General features: G+C 66.8%; 20 protein-coding genes. 7 read left to right on the top strand and 13 right to left on the bottom strand.

Features of this window, described 5'->3' with window-relative positions; all coding sequences use genetic code 11:
- Nucleotides 1-2 precede the first annotated feature (2 nt).
- The 4 genes from RJ05_RS26790 to RJ05_RS26775 all read right to left on the bottom strand — a co-directional run bounded on the left by RJ05_RS26790 (nucleotide 3) and on the right by RJ05_RS26775 (nucleotide 4,604).
- Nucleotides 3-662, bottom strand: coding sequence for a Uma2 family endonuclease (locus RJ05_RS26790; protein ID WP_036542186.1), 660 nt, complete (start codon nucleotides 660-662; stop codon nucleotides 3-5).
- Between the two features lie 556 nt (nucleotides 663-1,218).
- The gene (locus RJ05_RS26785; protein WP_036542184.1) at nucleotides 1,219-2,826 is read right to left on the bottom strand and encodes a BCCT family transporter; all 1,608 of its coding nucleotides are present in this window, start codon (nucleotides 2,824-2,826) and stop codon (nucleotides 1,219-1,221) included.
- Nucleotides 2,827-2,889: 63 nt separating this feature from the next.
- Complete coding sequence (locus tag RJ05_RS26780) at nucleotides 2,890-3,804, bottom strand: transporter substrate-binding domain-containing protein (protein ID WP_051016945.1); 915 nt, start codon at nucleotides 3,802-3,804, stop codon at nucleotides 2,890-2,892.
- Nucleotides 3,805-3,929: 125 nt separating this feature from the next.
- Complete coding sequence (locus RJ05_RS26775) at nucleotides 3,930-4,604, bottom strand: DsbA family protein (RefSeq protein WP_249040615.1); 675 nt, start codon at nucleotides 4,602-4,604, stop codon at nucleotides 3,930-3,932.
- A gap of 273 nt (nucleotides 4,605-4,877) precedes the next feature.
- Between RJ05_RS26775 and RJ05_RS26770 the strand changes: the two genes are divergently transcribed.
- On the top strand, nucleotides 4,878-5,453 hold the full coding sequence (locus RJ05_RS26770) for a dihydrofolate reductase family protein (RefSeq protein WP_081597562.1): 576 nt from the start codon (nucleotides 4,878-4,880) through the stop codon (nucleotides 5,451-5,453).
- Here RJ05_RS26770 and RJ05_RS26765 read toward each other — a convergent pair.
- Complete coding sequence (locus tag RJ05_RS26765; RefSeq protein ID WP_036542181.1) at nucleotides 5,435-6,145, bottom strand: helix-turn-helix domain-containing protein; 711 nt, start codon at nucleotides 6,143-6,145, stop codon at nucleotides 5,435-5,437. The two genes, RJ05_RS26770 and RJ05_RS26765, sit on opposite strands and share 19 nt — an antisense overlap.
- Nucleotides 6,146-6,154: 9 nt before the next feature.
- Nucleotides 6,155-7,543: an MFS transporter gene (locus RJ05_RS26760; protein ID WP_051016944.1), complete on the bottom strand. Its 1,389-nt coding sequence runs from the start codon at nucleotides 7,541-7,543 to the stop codon at nucleotides 6,155-6,157.
- 80 nt (nucleotides 7,544-7,623) lie between these two features.
- On the opposite strand from RJ05_RS26760, the gene RJ05_RS26755 reads away from it, so the two are divergent.
- A complete protein-coding gene (locus RJ05_RS26755) occupies nucleotides 7,624-8,064 on the top strand; it encodes a winged helix-turn-helix transcriptional regulator (protein WP_036542180.1) in 441 nt (146 codons plus the stop codon).
- A gap of 121 nt (nucleotides 8,065-8,185) precedes the next feature.
- Nucleotides 8,186-8,830, top strand: a complete 645-nt coding sequence (locus RJ05_RS26750) for a dihydrofolate reductase family protein (protein ID WP_036542178.1) — start codon at nucleotides 8,186-8,188, stop codon at nucleotides 8,828-8,830.
- Between the two features lie 85 nt (nucleotides 8,831-8,915).
- On the opposite strand, the gene RJ05_RS26745 is transcribed toward RJ05_RS26750, so the two are convergent.
- The gene (locus RJ05_RS26745) at nucleotides 8,916-9,422 is read right to left on the bottom strand and encodes a GNAT family N-acetyltransferase (RefSeq protein WP_249040612.1); all 507 of its coding nucleotides are present in this window, start codon (nucleotides 9,420-9,422) and stop codon (nucleotides 8,916-8,918) included.
- Nucleotides 9,419-9,688, bottom strand: a complete 270-nt coding sequence (locus RJ05_RS26740) for a type II toxin-antitoxin system TacA family antitoxin (RefSeq protein WP_036542176.1) — start codon at nucleotides 9,686-9,688, stop codon at nucleotides 9,419-9,421. The genes RJ05_RS26745 and RJ05_RS26740 overlap by 4 nt, the downstream gene beginning before the upstream one ends.
- A 225-nt stretch (nucleotides 9,689-9,913) precedes the next feature.
- Here RJ05_RS26740 and RJ05_RS26735 point away from each other — a divergent pair, with 225 nt between their 5' ends.
- Nucleotides 9,914-10,792: a TIGR03619 family F420-dependent LLM class oxidoreductase gene (locus RJ05_RS26735; RefSeq protein WP_036542175.1), complete on the top strand. Its 879-nt coding sequence runs from the start codon at nucleotides 9,914-9,916 to the stop codon at nucleotides 10,790-10,792.
- Nucleotides 10,793-10,816: 24 nt separating this feature from the next.
- On the opposite strand, the gene RJ05_RS26730 is transcribed toward RJ05_RS26735, so the two are convergent.
- Nucleotides 10,817-11,608: a TetR/AcrR family transcriptional regulator gene (locus RJ05_RS26730; RefSeq protein ID WP_249040613.1), complete on the bottom strand. Its 792-nt coding sequence runs from the start codon at nucleotides 11,606-11,608 to the stop codon at nucleotides 10,817-10,819.
- On the opposite strand from RJ05_RS26730, the gene RJ05_RS26725 reads away from it, so the two are divergent.
- Nucleotides 11,585-12,988 (top strand): MFS transporter, encoded by a 1,404-nt coding sequence (locus tag RJ05_RS26725; protein WP_036542171.1) that lies wholly within the window; start codon nucleotides 11,585-11,587, stop codon nucleotides 12,986-12,988. The genes RJ05_RS26730 and RJ05_RS26725 overlap by 24 nt on opposite strands.
- A 15-nt stretch (nucleotides 12,989-13,003) precedes the next feature.
- Nucleotides 13,004-13,666, top strand: a complete 663-nt coding sequence (locus RJ05_RS26720; RefSeq protein WP_036542169.1) for an SGNH/GDSL hydrolase family protein — start codon at nucleotides 13,004-13,006, stop codon at nucleotides 13,664-13,666.
- A gap of 44 nt (nucleotides 13,667-13,710) precedes the next feature.
- Here the strand turns inward: RJ05_RS26720 and RJ05_RS26715 are convergent, their stop codons facing one another.
- The 3 genes from RJ05_RS26715 to RJ05_RS30385 are packed head-to-tail and all read right to left on the bottom strand — an operon-like array spanning nucleotide 13,711 to nucleotide 14,789.
- On the bottom strand, nucleotides 13,711-13,926 hold the full coding sequence (locus RJ05_RS26715; protein WP_036542167.1) for a hypothetical protein: 216 nt from the start codon (nucleotides 13,924-13,926) through the stop codon (nucleotides 13,711-13,713).
- Between the two features lie 42 nt (nucleotides 13,927-13,968).
- Entirely contained in the window at nucleotides 13,969-14,154 is a 186-nt protein-coding gene (locus RJ05_RS26710) for a hypothetical protein (protein ID WP_156090868.1), read from the bottom strand.
- Nucleotides 14,151-14,789, bottom strand: coding sequence for a helix-turn-helix domain-containing protein (locus RJ05_RS30385; RefSeq protein ID WP_162140655.1), 639 nt, complete (start codon nucleotides 14,787-14,789; stop codon nucleotides 14,151-14,153). The genes RJ05_RS26710 and RJ05_RS30385 overlap by 4 nt, the downstream gene beginning before the upstream one ends.
- A gap of 169 nt (nucleotides 14,790-14,958) precedes the next feature.
- Between RJ05_RS30385 and RJ05_RS26700 the strand changes: the two genes are divergently transcribed.
- Nucleotides 14,959-15,258 carry a Rossmann-fold NAD(P)-binding domain-containing protein gene (locus tag RJ05_RS26700; protein WP_036542202.1) on the top strand — a complete coding sequence of 100 codons (300 nt, stop codon included), beginning with the start codon at nucleotides 14,959-14,961 and terminating at the stop codon, nucleotides 15,256-15,258.
- 294 nt (nucleotides 15,259-15,552) lie between these two features.
- On the opposite strand, the gene RJ05_RS26695 is transcribed toward RJ05_RS26700, so the two are convergent.
- Entirely contained in the window at nucleotides 15,553-16,353 is an 801-nt protein-coding gene (locus RJ05_RS26695; protein ID WP_036542165.1) for an alpha/beta fold hydrolase, read from the bottom strand.
- Nucleotides 16,354-16,643 lie beyond the last annotated feature (290 nt).

Below are 16,643 nucleotides of genomic sequence, written 5' to 3'. Positions count from 1 at the left end.
GATCAGAACTTGAGCTCGGTCCAGGGAACATGAATCGGGAACGGATGCTCGAAGTCGATGCCGGTCGTCTCGCCCGGGAACCACTCCGCCGCAACGAGGTAATTGGCGCGGCGGAGTGGGCGGACGCCATCCGGGAGCTGGGCATGGTTGATGTCCAAGCCGTAGGCGCGAACACTGGCGATTCCGCGTGGGTCGCGAGCGAGGCGGACCTCCCAGTACCAGGGGATTCCGCTGCTCGCATAGCGGGCCTTCTTGGCCTCGATGTCGGTCTGGGTGTTGGACGGTGACAGCACCTCGCCGGCGAGGAGCACGTCACTGGAGCGGATGTCCTGGTAATCCGACTCGAGGCAGCGAAAGACCAGGAAATCCGGCGTGACGAAGTCTGACTTGCCGTTGGGCTGGAGGAACACATTCGTCTCCATACCCACTTGCCAGCAGTGACCGGAATCGGTAGTCGCCGACATCTCGCGGCCTGCTGCGCGGCGTAGCGCTGTCCACAGTAGGCCGGTGTACTGCTGGTGTTCGAACGGCCCGCGCCGAACCCACACCACACGCCCGTCCCATAGCTCGATCTGGCTCGCCAGCTCTTCGGGAAGCCGCTCGAGCTCCTCCCACGTCATGTATTCGGGCAGGTCAGGACGCTCGATCTGCGGCGTGGACATGGCACCATGCTAGCGGGGGATCGCGCTCACGCGTTCAGATCCGGGCGAAGGCCACCCATTCATCGCAGCAGCGCGAATGCCACCGTCCGGCTCTCCGCTCTGGTATGCCGACCAGCCGGACGGTGGTGTTGCGGCGGGAGGGTTACTCGTCGTCGTCCTCGTCCGAGCCCTCATAGCCGTCATCGCCGTTTTCCGGTTCGGGTGGTCCCGGATTGTAGGTGTGCTGGCCGGGGACGGCGGGCTCGCTGGTTGCTGGGACTGTGTCGCAGGTCCGGAGGAGGGCGGGCTCGGGGCGGGCTGGGCGTTGAGTTCGTAGACCACGGTGGGTGTTTCCTCGGCAGTACCGGCAGGACCGACCAGGGCGGCGGTGGCCACACCGATCCCCATGACGGCGATCGCGGCGGATAGAGCAGGGAATGTACGCACGTATCTCTCCTATCGTCGGAACGAACACGGAAGGATCACGCAAAACGCACCTGCATCGGAAATGATTGCCTGATCGGAGACGACTGCGCCACCGAATCGCGGAATTCGCCCATGACGGCGGCGAGTCGGGTCAGTTTTCGGGCCGGTACTTTCTCGACACCGATGCGCTGCGGGCCCGGATCTTTTCGGTGCTCTTACCCACCATCGTCACCCGCCCGGCCTTCACATCCGCGCGTAGCTCTTTCCCGAGCCCGACACACATCGCCACCAGAATCAAGACGAATGGTGAGGCGACAACGATGGCGCCCCATTGCAGCGCGTCCAGCCCGCCGACCACCAGCAGCGTCAAGGCGACCGCGCCGACGAGCAGGCCCCAGGCGATCACCAGCCATTTCTTCGGCTCGTCGGCGCCCTTCGAGGAGAAGGTGCCGAGCACGATGGCGCCCGCGTCCGCGCCGCTGATGAAGAACACACCGGCCAGAATGATCACCGCGATACTGGTGACGGTGGACAGTGGGAAGGCCGCCAGCACTTCGAAGAACGCGGCTTGGGCGCTCTCCGACGCGACCGCGGCGATATCGCGTTCCCCGCTCAATTGCAGATCCAAGGCCGCGCCGCCGAGAATGGAGAACCAGACGATGGTCGCCAGGCTCGGCGCGATCAGTACCCCGAAAACGTATTCGCGGATCGTGCGCCCACGGGAGATCTTCGCCAGAAAGCTGCCGACGTAGGGCGCCCAGGAGATTCCCCACGCCCAGAAGAAGACGGTCCAATCCTGCATCCACTGCCCGTCGGCGAAGGCGCCGGTCTCGAACGACATCGGCAGGAAGTTGAAGATATACCCGCCCATCGCCTGCGACAGCAGATTGAAGATGAACGAGAACGGTCCGAGCACCAGAATGAACAGTCCGAGCGCGATGGCGAGCAGCGTATTGAAATCGGCGAGCCGCTTGATGCCCTTGTCCACCCCGGCGACCGCCGAGAAGATGAAGGCGGCGGTCAGCAATCCGACCACGAGAACCAGCACCAGCGTGGAACTTTCGATATCGGAGATGAAGCCGAGCCCGGCGACGATTTGCAACGTGCCGAGGCCGAGCGTCACCGCATTGCCGACCATCGTGGTCACGATGACCCAGGTGTCGATGCCCCGCCCGGCCAACCCGTCGGAACGCTTGCCCATCAACGGCTTCAACGTGGCGCTGACCAGCGACGGCCGCCCCTTGACGATGGTCGCGTAGGCGAAGGCGAGGCCCGCGACACCGAAGAACGCCCACGGGTGCAGCGCCCAGTGGAAGATCGAGTACTGCATGGCGACCACGGCTGCCGCGTCGGTGCGCGGCTCCGGACCGCCGGGCGGCGGCTCCGCCCACAATGTCACCGGCTCGTAGGCGCCGTAGAAGATCAGGCCGATGCCGACGCCGAGGGCGAACATCATTGCGATCCAGGAGAACGTCGAGTACGCGGGTTCGTCGCCGGGCTCGCCGAGTTTCACTCGCCCGTACTTGCTGAACGCGAGATAGAGAATGAAGAACACGAACCCGGCCGTCGACATCACGAAGACCCAGCCGAATTGCCGGGCGATGAAGGCGTAGATGTGTTCGCCGGCCACGCGCATCTCGTCGGAGAACGTCACGCCGACGGTCAGGAACAGTATCGTCAGCGCGGCGGCGGTGATGGTGACCGGCGCATCGATGTCTGCGCGCCGGTGCCGTTGTTCTTGCCCTCGTGAATCTTTCATGGATTCCCCACATCAGCCGAGGCGAGTTGCGTTTGGGCGTTCGGGCCGATCCTGCGAGCGGTTCTACCGTGGCAGCGGGCCACGGACACTGCCGCCGCTGTCGATTGTGCACAGATCTTCGGTCCGGACCGAAGAATCCGGCATTTCGGCCGCGGTGAATCCATACGGTGCGGTGAGCTCGAGTATCCGGCCCTCCCGGCGGAGCACGGCCAATTCACGGTTGTAGGCGTCACGCAGGGATCCGTCGGTTTTCCGGAATCCCGCGGCACCGCAGCCCAGCCGCGGTTTCCCGTCCACCATCGCGGTGAACGGCGGTGTCAGCTCGACCTCGCCCGCCCATACCGCCGGGCCGCCGTCTGGGCCGGAGGGCGCGGACTGACTGGCCCGTTCGAGCATGGCGCGCAGGGAAATACTGGTCAGCGCGAAGGCGTCGACCTGTCCCTGCGCGACCTGTGCGAGACCTTCGTCCTGGCCGCCGACCACCCTGATCTTCTCGTCCGTGACGCCGGCTCCGCGCGCATACGACTCTTCGACCGCACCGGCCAGCACGGCGACGGTCGCACCGGTGCGGGCCACCGCATCGAAGTCGATGAGCTGCCGCGGATTACCCCGGCGCACCAGCAATGCCGATTGCGCGCAGTAGATCGGTTCGCTGAAGGCGATCTGCTCGCAGCGGGCCTTGTTGACGAACATGCCCGCCGATATCACGTCGAAAGCCCCCGAATTCACCCCGCCGATCAAACTGCGGAACGGCACGAGCACGCCTTCGAGCCGGTCGACGCCGAGCCGCTCGAATACCGCGCGATCGACCGCGGGAATGGCGCCGACGAGACCGTTGTCGTCGTAGGCGTAGGGTCGCTCGCCGGAATACCCGACCTTCACCACACCCGCGTCTCTGATCTTCTCCAGGGTGTTCCCCAGCCCGACCGCATCACATCCGCCGATCAGCCCCGGCACGGCGAGCAGGCCGGCTCCCACCGCGGAGACCTGCAGAAATTGTCGCCTCGACCAGGTTCGCGCCATGCCGCCATCCCTCCGCCGACAACGTTGTCCGCCCCATGATCCACCCGCGGCGGCGGCTCGTGCAGGCATTCGCGGCTAACTCACCGCGCGGCCGCGATCACCGAGGCGAGGCCGCCAGGAGTCATGAGGGCGTTGCGGTCGGTGACTTCCTCGTCGTTGACGTAGACGGTGGGCGTGCCGGTGATGCCGGTGGCGAGGACTTCGGTGGTCTTCGTGCGTAGATAGCTGTCGTACTGCCTGTTGGTAATGCATTCGGCCACAGCGGAATCGGTGTATCTGGCGAATTCGGCGATATCGATCAGTTCGCTGTCGGGCAGGCCTTCGCCGCCCTCGACCGGCTGCTGGGCATACATTTCCGACAGCCAGCTCTGGTAATTGTCCAGGCCGCTGTTGGCGACGCAGAACGATGCGTTGCCGGCCCGGGAGGAGTATTCGGTTTCGCTCATGCTGTCCAGGAAGGTGATGACGCTGTATTCGACGGCCGCGGTGCCGTCGCGCACGGCATCCTCGAGCACGGAACCGTTGGCCTCCTCGAAGGCCTTGCAGGCGGGGCATTGCAGGTCCATGACGATCCGGACGGTCACCTTCGCGTCCTCCTCGCCGACCCGCACCGCGCCGTCGGCCAGCACATTCTTCGGGGTGGAGCCGTCGGCCATCGCGGTCGCGGTGCCGGTGATCTCCGTCGTTACCGCGCCGCGCGCCAGCAACCCGATGCCGACCGCGGCGGCGACCAGGGCCAACACCAGAAAAGGCATGAGCACGACCAGGAGTCGACGATTCTGCTGCTGCCCCTGCGGCGGCGGCCACCCGCCCGGATAGGTGTTCAATTCCCATGCTCCCGGCTCGCCCGACATTCCCGGGTCAGCCTAACGGGAGGCCGCGCGCCCGTCGCTGAGGCGGCAGATCAGCAGGTCACGGGCCGGCTGACGACAGAACTCGCGGGTGTCGGTTTCGTCCAAGACATCGCCGTTGGCCGTTCATAAGCTTGGCCACGAGAACAAGCCGAAGCACACAATCAGGAGGAATTGATGGCACGCGAACTCGTCTACACGGGCTTCATGTCGCTGGACGGCGTCGTGGATTCGCCGGGCGGCACGGCCGAGGGACATCGCAGCGGCGGCTGGGTCATGCAGACCGAGTTCGTCCCGGAGGCCTACTCGCTCAAGGCCGAGGAGCTCGCCGATACCGGGGCCTTGATGTTCGGCCGCCGCAGTTACGAGGCCTTCGCCCCGATCTGGCGCGATTCCGAGGACCACGCCGCCTACAAGGATCTGCCGAAGTATGTGGTGTCCTCCAGCCTGACCGAGGACGCCCTGATCGACGGCTGGGGCCCGATCACCATCCTGCGCTCGGAGGACGACGTCGCGAAGCTGAAGCAGACCGACGGCGGCGGCATCTTCATCCACGGCAGCGCCGAGCTGGCCCTGCGCCTCGCTGAGGCCGAGCTGATCGACCGCTACAACCTGCTGGTGTTCCCGGTGCTGCTCGGCGCGGGCAAATACCTGTTCCCGCGCACCGATCGCGACAAGCAGCAGCTGCGCCTGCGGGATTCGGCGAGCTACTCCAACGGGGTCACCAAGCTGATCTACGACGTGGTGCGCTGAGTGGCATCGAGGGCGATCGCGCCGCCAGTCTGGGTGCGCAGCTGTCCGGCGGTGCGCCCGACGTAGCGGCGCAGCGCGCGGGCCAGATGCGGTTCGTCGTAGTAGTCGAGCTTGGCGACGACATCGCCCGGCGTCTCGCCCGTCATCAGCAGGAAGGCCGCCGTGCGGGCACGCTCGATCTGACGGACCGCGCCGTGGGTGAGTCCGGTCGCGGCCCGGAACCGGCGCTCCAGGGTGCGGTCGCTGACGTCCGGCGGTGAACCTCGTAGGGGGGCGGCGACCAGCGGATCGCGCACCAGCACGCCCTCCTGGACGAGCCGTTCGACGAGCGCTTCGACGTCATCGGGGCCCGGAATCTCCCGGTGCGCACCGTCGAGCCAGAACTTCCGATCGCTCACATCCGGCAGCACGATCCCGCCGTCGACCAGCGTCGGCGTGGCGACGCTGCGCAGCGATGTCCCGACCGCGAACTGAACACCGGTGAACACCGCGCCCTCGGGCACCGGCGCCGTCCCCGCGCGGGTCTCCGGCCCGGTCACCGCCGCATACCGCTGCCCGTCCTGCTCCCAGAACGCCAGGCCCCAGGTCTCGCTGGCGACCGACGTCATCGTGGAGACCTCGTCGGCACGGCACGTCCAGATGGATTCGACCCACGGTGAATCCGAGGCGCGTGTTTCGAAGAGCAGTCCCACACGGGAATACTAGGTCGGTCTGCACGTGCCGCAGACCTCCGCGCCGCGATACCGGACCGATTGCGGCCGGCCATCGGCGCCCGCCCGGCTCGCCGAATCCGGAGTCAGCGGCTCGGACCGCGCGGTGTCGATCGCTCGTCTGTGTGGGTGCCGTCGTGCGATGGACCAGACGGTGAGTGCGCACGCCGCGAATCCCGCGCCGAGCAGGCACGAGCCCGCCCAGCCGTGCGCGCTGAACACGGCGGTGGTGGCGGCCGCGCCGAGGGCGGAGCCGAGTGCGTAGAACACCATGTAGCCGCCGATGACGCTGCTGACGCGATCCGGATACTTGGCGGTGAGCGCATGCTGATTGCTCACGTGGACGGCCTGCACCGCGAAATCGAGTATCACGACCCCGGCCGCGAGCAGCCACAGCGACCGCGGCAGTTGCGCGATCGCGGCCCACGAGACGATAAGCAGGGCGAGCGCAACGCCGGTCACCGTCTTCGCCCGGCCCGCATCCGCCCACCGGCCCGCGCGTGCCGCGCCGAGCGCGCCGACGACCCCGGCCACGCCGAACAGTCCGATCCGGCTTTCACTCATGTGCCATGGGCCGTCTGCCAGCGCCACGGCGTATCCGCTCCACAGGGTGCCGAACGCGGCGAACAGCAAGAATCCGATCAGCCCGTGTGCCAAGAAGTTTCGCTCGCTGAACAGCCCGCCGAGTGCGGCCACGGCTCGGCGGTAGGCGGCGGGTGCCGGGAGCGCGGGCGACGGCGCTTCGTGCGGCGTCAGTGCTTCGCGCAACGACGGTGCTTCACACGACGGCAGTGCTTCGGGCGGCGCCAGCGCTTCGGGCGACGTCAGTACCTCGTGCGGCGGCAGGGCGACGAGGACGAGCGCGGCGAGGGCGACCGACAGCCCGGCGAGCACACCGTAAACGCTGCGCCAGCCGCCCAGGTCGGCGAGCGCCCCGGTGACGACTCGCGCACCCAGAATGCCGACCACCACACCCGCGGTCACCACCCCGATATTCCGCCCGCGTTCGCCAGGCGCCGAGACCGACGCGGCGTACGCGACCGTGGTCTGCACGACGACCGCTAGCACTCCGGTCGCCGCGAGCGCGGTGAACGCCACCCACGCGACCGGTGCCGTAGCGGTCGCGATGAGGGCAGCGGCGATCAGCGCGAGGTGCGCGGCGATGAGCCTGCGCCGGTCGGCGACCACATCGCCGAGCGGGACCAGCAGGATCAGGCCGATCAAGTAGCCGAGCTGGGCGGCAGCGACGAACCACCCCGCGTGCTCGGCCGGAACGCCGAGATCACGCGCCATCGGCTCCAGAATCGCTTGCGCCGCATAGATACTCGCGACTGCGACACCACACCCCAGTGCGAGCAGAGCTCGCTGCCGAACGCTCATCTCGGTCCAATCGGTAGCAAATTGCAACTAATCAGACGATAAGGCACGATGGTTTCAATCTGCAACTGATTGGAGGCGGCATGGAGCGCGCCACAAGCTGGACCGACCCCCACTGCCCGGTCGCCCGCACCCTCGATCTCGTCGGCGACCGGTGGAGCCTGCTCGTCATCCGCGACGCCATGGACGGCGCCCGATCGTTCACCGAATTCCAGCGCCGTACCGGCATCGCCCGCAATATCCTCACCGACCGCCTCCGCAAGCTCGCCGACCACGGACTGATCGCCCAGCACACCGCACCCTCCGGTCGCCGCCAGGAATACGTGCTCACCGAAGCCGGCCGCGACCTGTTCCCTGTCATCGTGACGCTGCGGCAGTGGGGTGAACGGCACGCGTTCGGGCCTGGCGAAAGCCACTCCGCCCTCGTCGACGAGCGCGGCACGCCGGTCCCGCCGCTGGCGCCGATCGCCGCAGATGGCGTGGCTCTCGGGCCGGATAACACCCGGGTGTTGAAAGTCGACTAGCGCCTGCGGTGGGGCCTCGGATCTCCGGCCGGCCGCGCGCGCTTTCTCTGTCCGTCTTGACGCCTGGCGCTGCACTGTCTAACTTAGTGCTTGCATTTTGCAATCAGCTGAAGGGGTGGTCATGGGCAGGGTTCGCGTCGATCTGAATATCTCGCTGGATGGATACGCGACGACCACGGATCAGACTCCGGAGGACCCGATGGGCCAGGACTGGGGCCGCCTCGTCGCGTCCTACGTCGCGACCCGCACCTTCCGGGAGCGCGTTTTCGGCGACACGTCCGGCGCGGGCACCACCGGCGTCGACGACAAGTACGCCGCCGCGTATTTCGAGGGTGTCGGAGCCGAGATCATGGGCGCGGGCATGTTCGGCCTGCACGCTCACCCCGGTGACCCGGACTGGAAGGGCTGGTGGGGCCCCAACCCGCCCTTCGGCGTCCCGGTCTTCGTGCTCACCCACGAACAGCGCCCGACGCTGGAGATGGAGGGCGGCACCACCTTTCACTTCCTCCAGGACACCCCCGAAGACGCCCTCGCCCTGGCGCAGAAGGCGGCAGGCGACCTCGACGTCCGCATCGGCGGCGGTATCTCCGTCGTCCGCACCTACCTGGCCGCAGGCCTCGTCGATCAACTGCACGTCGGGATCGCCCCGATCCTGCTCGGCCGCGGCGAGCGGCTGTGGGACGACCTGCGCGAGCTGGAGAGCGGGTACACGGTGAACAGTGAAGTCGCTGAGAGCGGAACGATTCACGTGACGTTCTCACGCTGAAGTTTCAGCGACGTGGCCGAAAACCTGCAGCCATATCGATCACCAGCCGCGATGTTCGCTGTAACGGGGATCGGCTTGCTGCGTATCAGCCGATGCCGAACGCCTTCAGTGCCGTCGACATCTTGATGACCAGACGACCGGGGCTGTTCGAGACCGGGATGAAACCATGCTTCTGGTAGAAGCCGGCTGCCGCGTCGTCGATGGCATCTACCACTATCAGTCGGCCACCTGAAACGAGCGCGGCACCCATCATCTTGGTGATCGCGTCATGGAGTAGGTCGGCACCGTAGCCCTGACCTTGCAGAGACTTGTCGAGGGCGAATTTGGCGAGCAGAAATCCGGGCACTGCCCGCAATCCCGCTGCCATGCTGTTCGAGATACCGTCTGAAGCGCGATCGACCACCGTGGGAGCGATCGAGTAGTACCCCTTCACTGTCGGGTCGTCGTCGATGATCCAGACATAGGTCCTGCTGGTCATCCCTTTGTCGGCGGCGAGGGCTTTGGTGCGCAGCCAGTCGTTCAAAACCGCTTTGCCGCAATCGAATTGCGACAGATCGTGTTCTGATGTGAGGGCTGTTGAAAACAGCGTCACTTGCGTACGTACCTCCGGGGGCGGGATGCCAGCTGGGCCAGCTCCGGGGCCTCATCGGCGACATCGAGCGACTCGAGCATCGCGTCGAACTGTTCCGCGGACATGAGTGTGCGACTGGACAGTGCCAGGATGCGGTCGGCGCGCTGGATCGCCGCGTTCCGCACGAACTCGGTCACGGTTTCGCCAACGGTCTGCGCCGCCTCTTCGATCTGGCTACGGCCTTCGGTCGCTAGCCTGATCTCGAATCTTTCGGTTTTGGTGCTCATTGCAGTGACCTCGCGTTGGGTTCTGACGACCGCCCGGCAAGTCTGGGTACAGCGCGCAATCGTGGAGTAAATACCTGCCACTACTGTACGGGGATTGTCCGTACAATACCAGCTGATTCTGGTTCGTGCGTTCTTGCGTTGACGTCGGCGGCAAGGTTTAGCGTTCGGCGCTGGTGTGGACCATCTGCGCCGGCGCGGGGCCGGGGCGGTGAGGAAGGGAATCGGATGAAGTTCGCGATCAGTTATCCGACGCCGTTCAACGGGACCGATCCTGATCGGTTGGTGTCGTTCGCGCGGCACGCGGAGCGGTGTGGGTTCGAGGCGTTGTACGTGCAGGATCACATCGCGTTGTATCCGGGGGCGAATTATGGTGCGGGGGAACTGCCGCCGACGTTGCCGTATTTCGATCCGTTGGACTGTCTGAGCTTCGTCGCCGCCACCACCGAGCGGCTGCTGCTCGGCACGGGTGTACTGCTGCTGCCGTACCGCCATCCCGTGGTGCTGGCCAAGCGGCTGGCCACGATCGACGTGCTTTCCAAGGGGCGGATGCGGTTGCTCACCGTCGGGCTCGGGGCGTTGCCGGGTGAGGCGCGGGCCATGGGTGTGGACTTCCGTAGTCGTGGGCGGCGGGCCGATGAAGCGATCGACGTGCTGCGTCTGCTGTGGTCCGGTGGGCCGGAGGGCGTCGACTATCACGGTGAATTCTTCGACTTCGAGAAGTTGTGCAGCTACCCGAAACCCGCTGGGGCAGAGGTTCTTCCGATCCACGTCGGCGGTTCCAGTCGTGCCGCCGCACGGCGTGCCGGGACGCGCGGCGACGGCTATTTCGCCGGCGGCATGCTCGACGAGGACGAGCGCGATCTCCAGCTCGACCTGGCCCGCAAGGCTGCCGCCGACGCGGGCCGAGATCCTGCGGCGCTGGAGTACACCCGCTGGGGTTCGATCGATGCGACGGTCGAGCGCGTCGAGCAGCTCGCTGAACACGGCGTCACGCGCATCGTCGTCAACGTGACCGCCGCGACCGCTGAGGAACAGCGCGACCAGATGTCGGCGTTCGCCGAACGATTCGGTCTCACAACAACATCGGACGGTGGCCGGCAGTAATCATCGGAGCCGGGTACTGCCGGCTCAGGTATCGCCCCTGAGCATTCGGTCGATCACCTGCCGCGCCATGCTCACGCTGTCGTCCTCACCCAGTCGCAGGGCCAGATTGACCGCGTTCAATACCGCGCTGATCTGGAAGGCGGCTACCTCGGGATCGAGGTCGCCGACCTCGCCCGCGGTGACGGCCCGCTCGAACTGCGCCGCGAGAGTCGTCCGCCAAGCGCGCTGTTGCGCTAGTAGCGCATCCCGGACCGGACCGGGCCGACTGTCGAAAATCGGCAGGTTCGCGCCCCAGAAGCAGCCGCCGGCGAACAGCGGTTGCGCGGCGTAGTCGATCCATCGATCGACGAGCGCGCGGATTCGCGCGGCGCCGGCGGGGGAGTCGTCGGCGGGCCGGACCACGGCTTCGATGAAGGCTTCCTGCGCTGCTTCCACGGTCGCGAGCTGTAGTGCCTCTTTGGTTCGGAACAGGGTTTGGATGCCAGCCTTGCTCATGCCGAGGTCTCCGGCCAGACGTCCGAAGCTGAGGACGTCGAGACCGTCTTGCGAGGCGATGTCGACTGCGCGGCTGGTGACGGCCCGGCGAGAGCGCGCGCCGCGCTGTAACCGCAGGTCGGCGCTCTCTTCGGCCGTCTTGTGCCCGGTGGTGACCATACGGTCGATCGTATGCCGCCCAGTACGCATGGGCGAGCGGGTTGTGAAATACATACGGCCGATCGTATTGTTTATGGCGTCGCATCGGTCGCGCCCGGGTATATCGCCGAGCCCGATGCGGGCTAGGAGGAATGCCTGATGGACGGCGTAACCGCCGAGCAATCGCTCACCACGAATACGACGGCCCCGGTCCGGTCGACGGCGATCGTGTGGATCCTGTGTACGGCCGCCTTCATGGCGATGCTCGACGTCTTCGTCGTCAACGTCGCCTTCACGAATATCGTCGAGTCCTATCCGGAGTCGTCTCTCGCCGACGTGAGCTGGGTGCTCAATGCCTACGCCATCGTCTACGCGGCGCTGCTGATTCCGGCGGGGCGCTTGTCGGATCGCTTCGGACGTAAGGCCGGATTCCTGGTCGGGCTCGGCATCTTCACACTGGCGAGCCTGGCCTGCGCGGTCGCACCATGGCTGTGGACACTGGTGGTGTTCCGGGTAGTGCAGGCGGTCGGTGCCGCGGCATTGACGCCCGCCAGTTTGGGGCTGCTGCTCACGGTGCTGCCGCCGCAGCGGGTGCCAGGAGCCGTGAAGATCTGGGCGACAACGAGTTCGGCGGCAGCAGCGTTCGGTCCCGTCGTCGGTGGGGCGTTGGTGGAGGCGTCCTGGCGCTTGGTGTTCCTGATCAATCTGCCAGTCGGTGTGGTGGCGGGGCTCGCGGCACTGCGCCTGGTGCCGAACCTGTCGGAGCGGACACGGGCTCGGATGCCCGACTTGTTGGGGGCGGCGCTGCTGATCGTCGCGATCGGTGCTCTGTCGCTGGGCCTGGTGCAGAGCAGCGAATGGTCCCTGACCGCCACGCTTGCCACACTGGCCGTCGCGGTGCTCGGTGTGATCCTGTTCGTGGCGCGGATGCTGCGGCATCCGAATCCGGTGGTGTCGCCTGCCCTGTTCCGAGTGCCGACGTTCGTGTGGGCCGATATCACCGTGCTGGCTTTCTGCACCGCGTTCGGCGCGTGGTTTCTGAGCATCGCACTGTGGCTGGAGAACGTGGCAGGCTTCAGCGCGATGGAAACCGGACTCGCCATAGTCCCGGGCCCGCTCATGGTGCCGGTGTTCGCTGCGGTGGGTCAGCGGCTGCTCCGGCGAACGCCGGTGGGTTACGTCGTCGCGCTGGGGAATCTGCTATTCGCGGCCGGTGTGTTCCTGGTGCTGGTCAGCAACCCCGCGTCATCGCAATACCTCACCGCGGTGTTGCCCGGCTGGGTGATCTCCGGCATCGGCATCGGCCTCGCACTGCCGAGCATGATCGCCTCCGCCGCGGTCGACCTGCCCCCGGACCAGTCCGCCACCGGCAGCGCCGTAGTGAACACCGCCCGCCAACTCGGCTACGTGCTCGGCGTGGCCGTGCTGGTCGCTGTCCTCGGCTCACTCGACGCCGACCGGCTACGCGCCTCGTTCCAGCACGGTTGGTGGTTCATCGCCCTCGTCGCCGTCCTGGCCGCTGCCACGGCCCTCGGCATCACTTCCCGTACCCGCAAGCTGTAACCGAAAGGCCACCGCATGCAGACAATGACCGAACACACCGACCCGCTCTGCCTTTCCGAGACAACCGCCGCCGCATTGCTTTTCGACGCCCCGTGGCGCCGATTCGGCGTCATCGGCGACAGCCTGTCCGCCGGCATCGGCGATCCCACGCCCGGCTACGCGAACACGGGCTGGGCAGACCGCGTCGCCCATGTCCTGCGGCTCCTCGCCCCCGACACGCGATACCGCAACCTCGCGAAGATCGGCGCCACCACCGCCCACACCCTCACCGACCAGCTCGATAACATCGTCGAATTCGCCCCCGACCTGCTGCATCTACCCTGCGGTCCCAACGACATCATGCGCCGTGACCCCGACTTCGACGCCATCGAGAAGTCGATGCGCCGCATGTACGCCGCCGCGACGCGCACCGGCGCCCAGCTGACCACTTTCACCCTCGGCCGAGCATTCGTCATGTCGTCATTCGCCGACTGGGACAAGCGAATCCGAACCATGAACGACCTGACCCGCCGCGTCGCCGACGACTACAACGCCCTCGTCATCGACATGTGGAACCACCCCGTCAACGACCGCGTCAACCTGCTCAGCGCCGACCGCATCCACTTCACGACCTCAGGGCAAGCGGTGATGGGGGCGGAATACGTCCGGCACCTGGCCGGCCTGCTCACGAACCGATGAGTGAGTGGCGCACGTGCTGGGTGGCACAGCGCCGGTGCCGCCGGTTATTCGCCGCCACCGCCACCTCCGTCGCCGCTGCTGCTTCCGCTTTCGGCCGATTCGCCACTGAGAGAGGAGGACCTGCCTCCTCCGGTGCGTCTGCGGGTGCGCTCACTGCGCCAGTCATCGAACCCTGCGACCAGCCCGGCCACCATGATCGCGAGCAGCAGCAACGTCGCGAGTACGAGACCTACGACGATCAGGCTGGTCTTGATATCCAAGCTCGCCTCCCTTGTGCTGAGCCGGACGGGCGAATCGGCGGATCAGGTGGGTACCACGCCGACGCGCTGCGCGAGTTTGCCGAGTTCTCCTGTGGTCAGGTCGCGTCGTGCGGTGCGCATCATGTGTCCGACCAGTTCGCGGACGTGGGTCATGTTCCGGACATGCTGGGGGGCGGTGTGTTCGGCGCGCAGCAGGGCGTACAGCGAACTGCGGTAGTCGCGCTTCATCGCATGCGCGCGGCCGATTTCCACGAAGTACTGCGCGCGTCGCCCTTCCGCGGGTAGGTCGTTCGCCGAAAGGCTCGGCGCGATGGCGAGTACCTGGCCCGGCTCGCGCCGTTCCATGGCCGCCGACATGCGCCACAACTGGACGTTGGCCGGTCCGAACGTGGGATTACGCAGGATCGAGGTGCCTCGCGGCGCGGTGGCGAGCCTGAGCAGTCGGTCAACATTGGCGCGAGCATCGGCCCGAGGGCGGCATAGTCGCATGCGATTCGCAGCTCTGCGGCACGCTGTGCGGCCGTGCTCAGTTCGTCCAGGGTGCGCGGTGGCGCGGTGTGGGTGACGTTGCCTGCCGACCACAACGCGATTTCGATATCGGGCACCGACGAGTGGAACCCGGCGGCGGATGGGTCCAGCCGCTCCTGTTCGTGCCCGGTCAGGTCGCCGATCGTGACACCCAGCGCCGCCGCCAGCGCGAGCAGGGTCCGGCGCGAATCCACGGGCCGGAGTCCGGCTTCATACATCGCGATCACCGATCGACTGATCCCGACCCGGTCGGCGAGTACCTGCTGGGTGATGCCCCGCCGCGCGCGAATCTGGCGTACCCGCTGACCGATGAAGATATCCGGGTCGTCGGTCATGCCATCCACCTGCGCTTTCCCTATCGAGTTCCAACGCCTTACCTGCATTGTTCCCTACAGGAACAACTCCCGCTCCCGTCGGCGGAAAGCTGATCGCAGCCCCGCCGCCGGGTCGAGCTCGGTTCCCCGGCGGTGGGCGCACACCAATAGGGGACTGACAGGGGAGATGATGAGGCCGACCGCGTTCGGATGGATCGATTACGAGGTGAGCACCGCACCCGAGTGGGACGTCGCGCAGTTGACGCGGTTCGCGCGGCATCTCGGCTACCGGATCGTGTGGCCGGACGAGCGTTCGGTGTTGCCGGTCGCGGATCAGGCACGCGCCGCCGGGGCCGATGCGGTGGTCCTGCCCGCTCCGGATCATCTCGGCCCGCTCGAGTTGAACCGGGTCATGCATGTCGCGGACGTGGAGGTGCTGCGTCCTCGGTTGTCGTTCGCGCGTTGGCACTCGGCCGGGGCGGCGCGGTGATCGCGGTCGGGTGGGTGCTGGTGGTCGGCGTCCCGCTGGCGGTGCTGGTGTGGGCAGTATGGCCACGCCGGTGAGCGCTGAGTCCGTCGGGAGCCTGGCGGGCGCACCGGGAGCCGCGTGGCCCGCGCCGCTACGCACGCTGGCTCGGGTCGAAGGTTGGGCGCAGGACCGTCGAGGCGAATACCTACGCGCGGTGAGCAGATAGGGAGCGGTCGGCCTCGGCTTGAAGGCTGACCGCCGGGCGCACGAGTGGCGACGCCCGGCGGACCAGGTCCGTGATACGGGGAGCAGGACTCATGCAGCGATCTCGCGGACCGCGTCGGCGATGGCAGGAAAGTCCTTGCTCAGGATCTTGGAGTGATTGCTGGAAACCTTCGCGCTGAGAACCACATTCGGGTTGTTGGCGAATACCGGCTCGAGTGAGGTCCGTGCCTTCTCCATCTCGCCGTCCTCACTCCCGAGGCTGTTGCCAGTGGCCACCACAAACCGCACCGGGCGCCGCAGCCGCTCGAGCACCGGCCCGCTGGCGTCGGCGATCTCGTTGAGTTCGATATTGACCTCGGCGTGCTCGGCGGCGCTCATCCGCGCGGCCATGCCGAACGGGCGGGTCAGCGGCAGCAGGAACCGCATGCGGTGGAACAGCTTCCGGATACGTTCGGCGCCCTCGGGTCCGGTGAGGCCGTAGGGGGCGGAATCGACGGTCACCACGCCGGCGACGCGATCGGGGTTCCGGTCGGTCCAGTGCCAGGCCAGCACCCCGCCGTAGGACCAGCCGACGAGAATCGCACGCTCCACCCCACGTGCGTCGAGGACGGCGTCGATATCGCGCAGGCAGGCCTCGAAGGAATAGTCGGCGGACTGCTTGGACTTGCCACGAGCCCGCTCATCGAAGCAGATGTGCCGGAGGCCAGGCCCGAGCTCGGCAATCACCTTCCGCCAGTGCTTGTGGTCGGCATAGGCGCCATTGAGGTAGACCACCGGGACACCGCTACCACCGGTATCGGTCACATACAGGGCGGTGTCGTCGACGGGCACCATGCCGGTCCAGGCCGAAGCGGTCGAGTTGCTGGTCGAGTAGTTCACTGTGTTCGTCATGGGAATACCGTCGCCGCCCGGGCTGACATCGCCCTGATACCGGGCTGACAAGTCTGCTGACACCGCAGTCGCCCACGATCAGGCCCCATCACCGGGCCCAGGCTGTGCGAAGTGCGTTGGGGTCGATCAGCGTACGGGGAATGCTCCTCCGACGCCGAAAGGAGCAGCCTCCCAGGCATTTCGGCATCAGGCGCGGCAGACGCGAAGTGGGTAGCGTTCGAAGAGGTAGCGGGGCGAGCCCCGGCAAGCAACCCGCACTGGTTCCCCACCTACGGAGTCGGGCTGGCGTC

Origin of the sequence: Nocardia cyriacigeorgica NBRC 100375 (assembly GCF_000308555.1) — a bacterium.
Taxonomy (GTDB): Bacteria; Actinomycetota; Actinomycetes; order Mycobacteriales; family Mycobacteriaceae; genus Nocardia; species Nocardia cyriacigeorgica.
This window is presented reverse-complemented; position numbering and strand designations above follow the sequence as displayed.

Excerpts from the sequence above, each read along its gene's own strand:
- RJ05_RS26790 (WP_036542186.1), bottom strand. The coding sequence starts at position 662 with ATGTCCACGCCGCAGATCGAGCGTCCTGACCTGCCCGAATACATGACG.
- RJ05_RS26785 (WP_036542184.1), bottom strand. The coding sequence starts at position 2,826 with ATGAAAGATTCACGAGGGCAAGAACAACGGCACCGGCGCGCAGACATC.
- RJ05_RS26775 (WP_249040615.1), bottom strand. The coding sequence starts at position 4,604 with ATGCCTTTTCTGGTGTTGGCCCTGGTCGCCGCCGCGGTCGGCATCGGG.
- RJ05_RS26770 (WP_081597562.1), top strand. The coding sequence starts at position 4,878 with ATGGCACGCGAACTCGTCTACACGGGCTTCATGTCGCTGGACGGCGTC.
- RJ05_RS26760 (WP_051016944.1), bottom strand. The coding sequence starts at position 7,543 with ATGAGCGTTCGGCAGCGAGCTCTGCTCGCACTGGGGTGTGGTGTCGCA.
- RJ05_RS26755 (WP_036542180.1), top strand. The coding sequence starts at position 7,624 with ATGGAGCGCGCCACAAGCTGGACCGACCCCCACTGCCCGGTCGCCCGC.
- RJ05_RS26750 (WP_036542178.1), top strand. The coding sequence starts at position 8,186 with ATGGGCAGGGTTCGCGTCGATCTGAATATCTCGCTGGATGGATACGCG.
- RJ05_RS26740 (WP_036542176.1), bottom strand. The coding sequence starts at position 9,688 with ATGAGCACCAAAACCGAAAGATTCGAGATCAGGCTAGCGACCGAAGGC.
- RJ05_RS26735 (WP_036542175.1), top strand. The coding sequence starts at position 9,914 with ATGAAGTTCGCGATCAGTTATCCGACGCCGTTCAACGGGACCGATCCT.
- RJ05_RS26725 (WP_036542171.1), top strand. The coding sequence starts at position 11,585 with ATGGACGGCGTAACCGCCGAGCAATCGCTCACCACGAATACGACGGCC.
- RJ05_RS26720 (WP_036542169.1), top strand. The coding sequence starts at position 13,004 with ATGCAGACAATGACCGAACACACCGACCCGCTCTGCCTTTCCGAGACA.
- RJ05_RS26710 (WP_156090868.1), bottom strand. The coding sequence starts at position 14,154 with ATGAAGCGCGACTACCGCAGTTCGCTGTACGCCCTGCTGCGCGCCGAA.
- RJ05_RS30385 (WP_162140655.1), bottom strand. The coding sequence starts at position 14,789 with ATGACCGACGACCCGGATATCTTCATCGGTCAGCGGGTACGCCAGATT.
- RJ05_RS26700 (WP_036542202.1), top strand. The coding sequence starts at position 14,959 with ATGAGGCCGACCGCGTTCGGATGGATCGATTACGAGGTGAGCACCGCA.
- RJ05_RS26695 (WP_036542165.1), bottom strand. The coding sequence starts at position 16,353 with ATGACGAACACAGTGAACTACTCGACCAGCAACTCGACCGCTTCGGCC.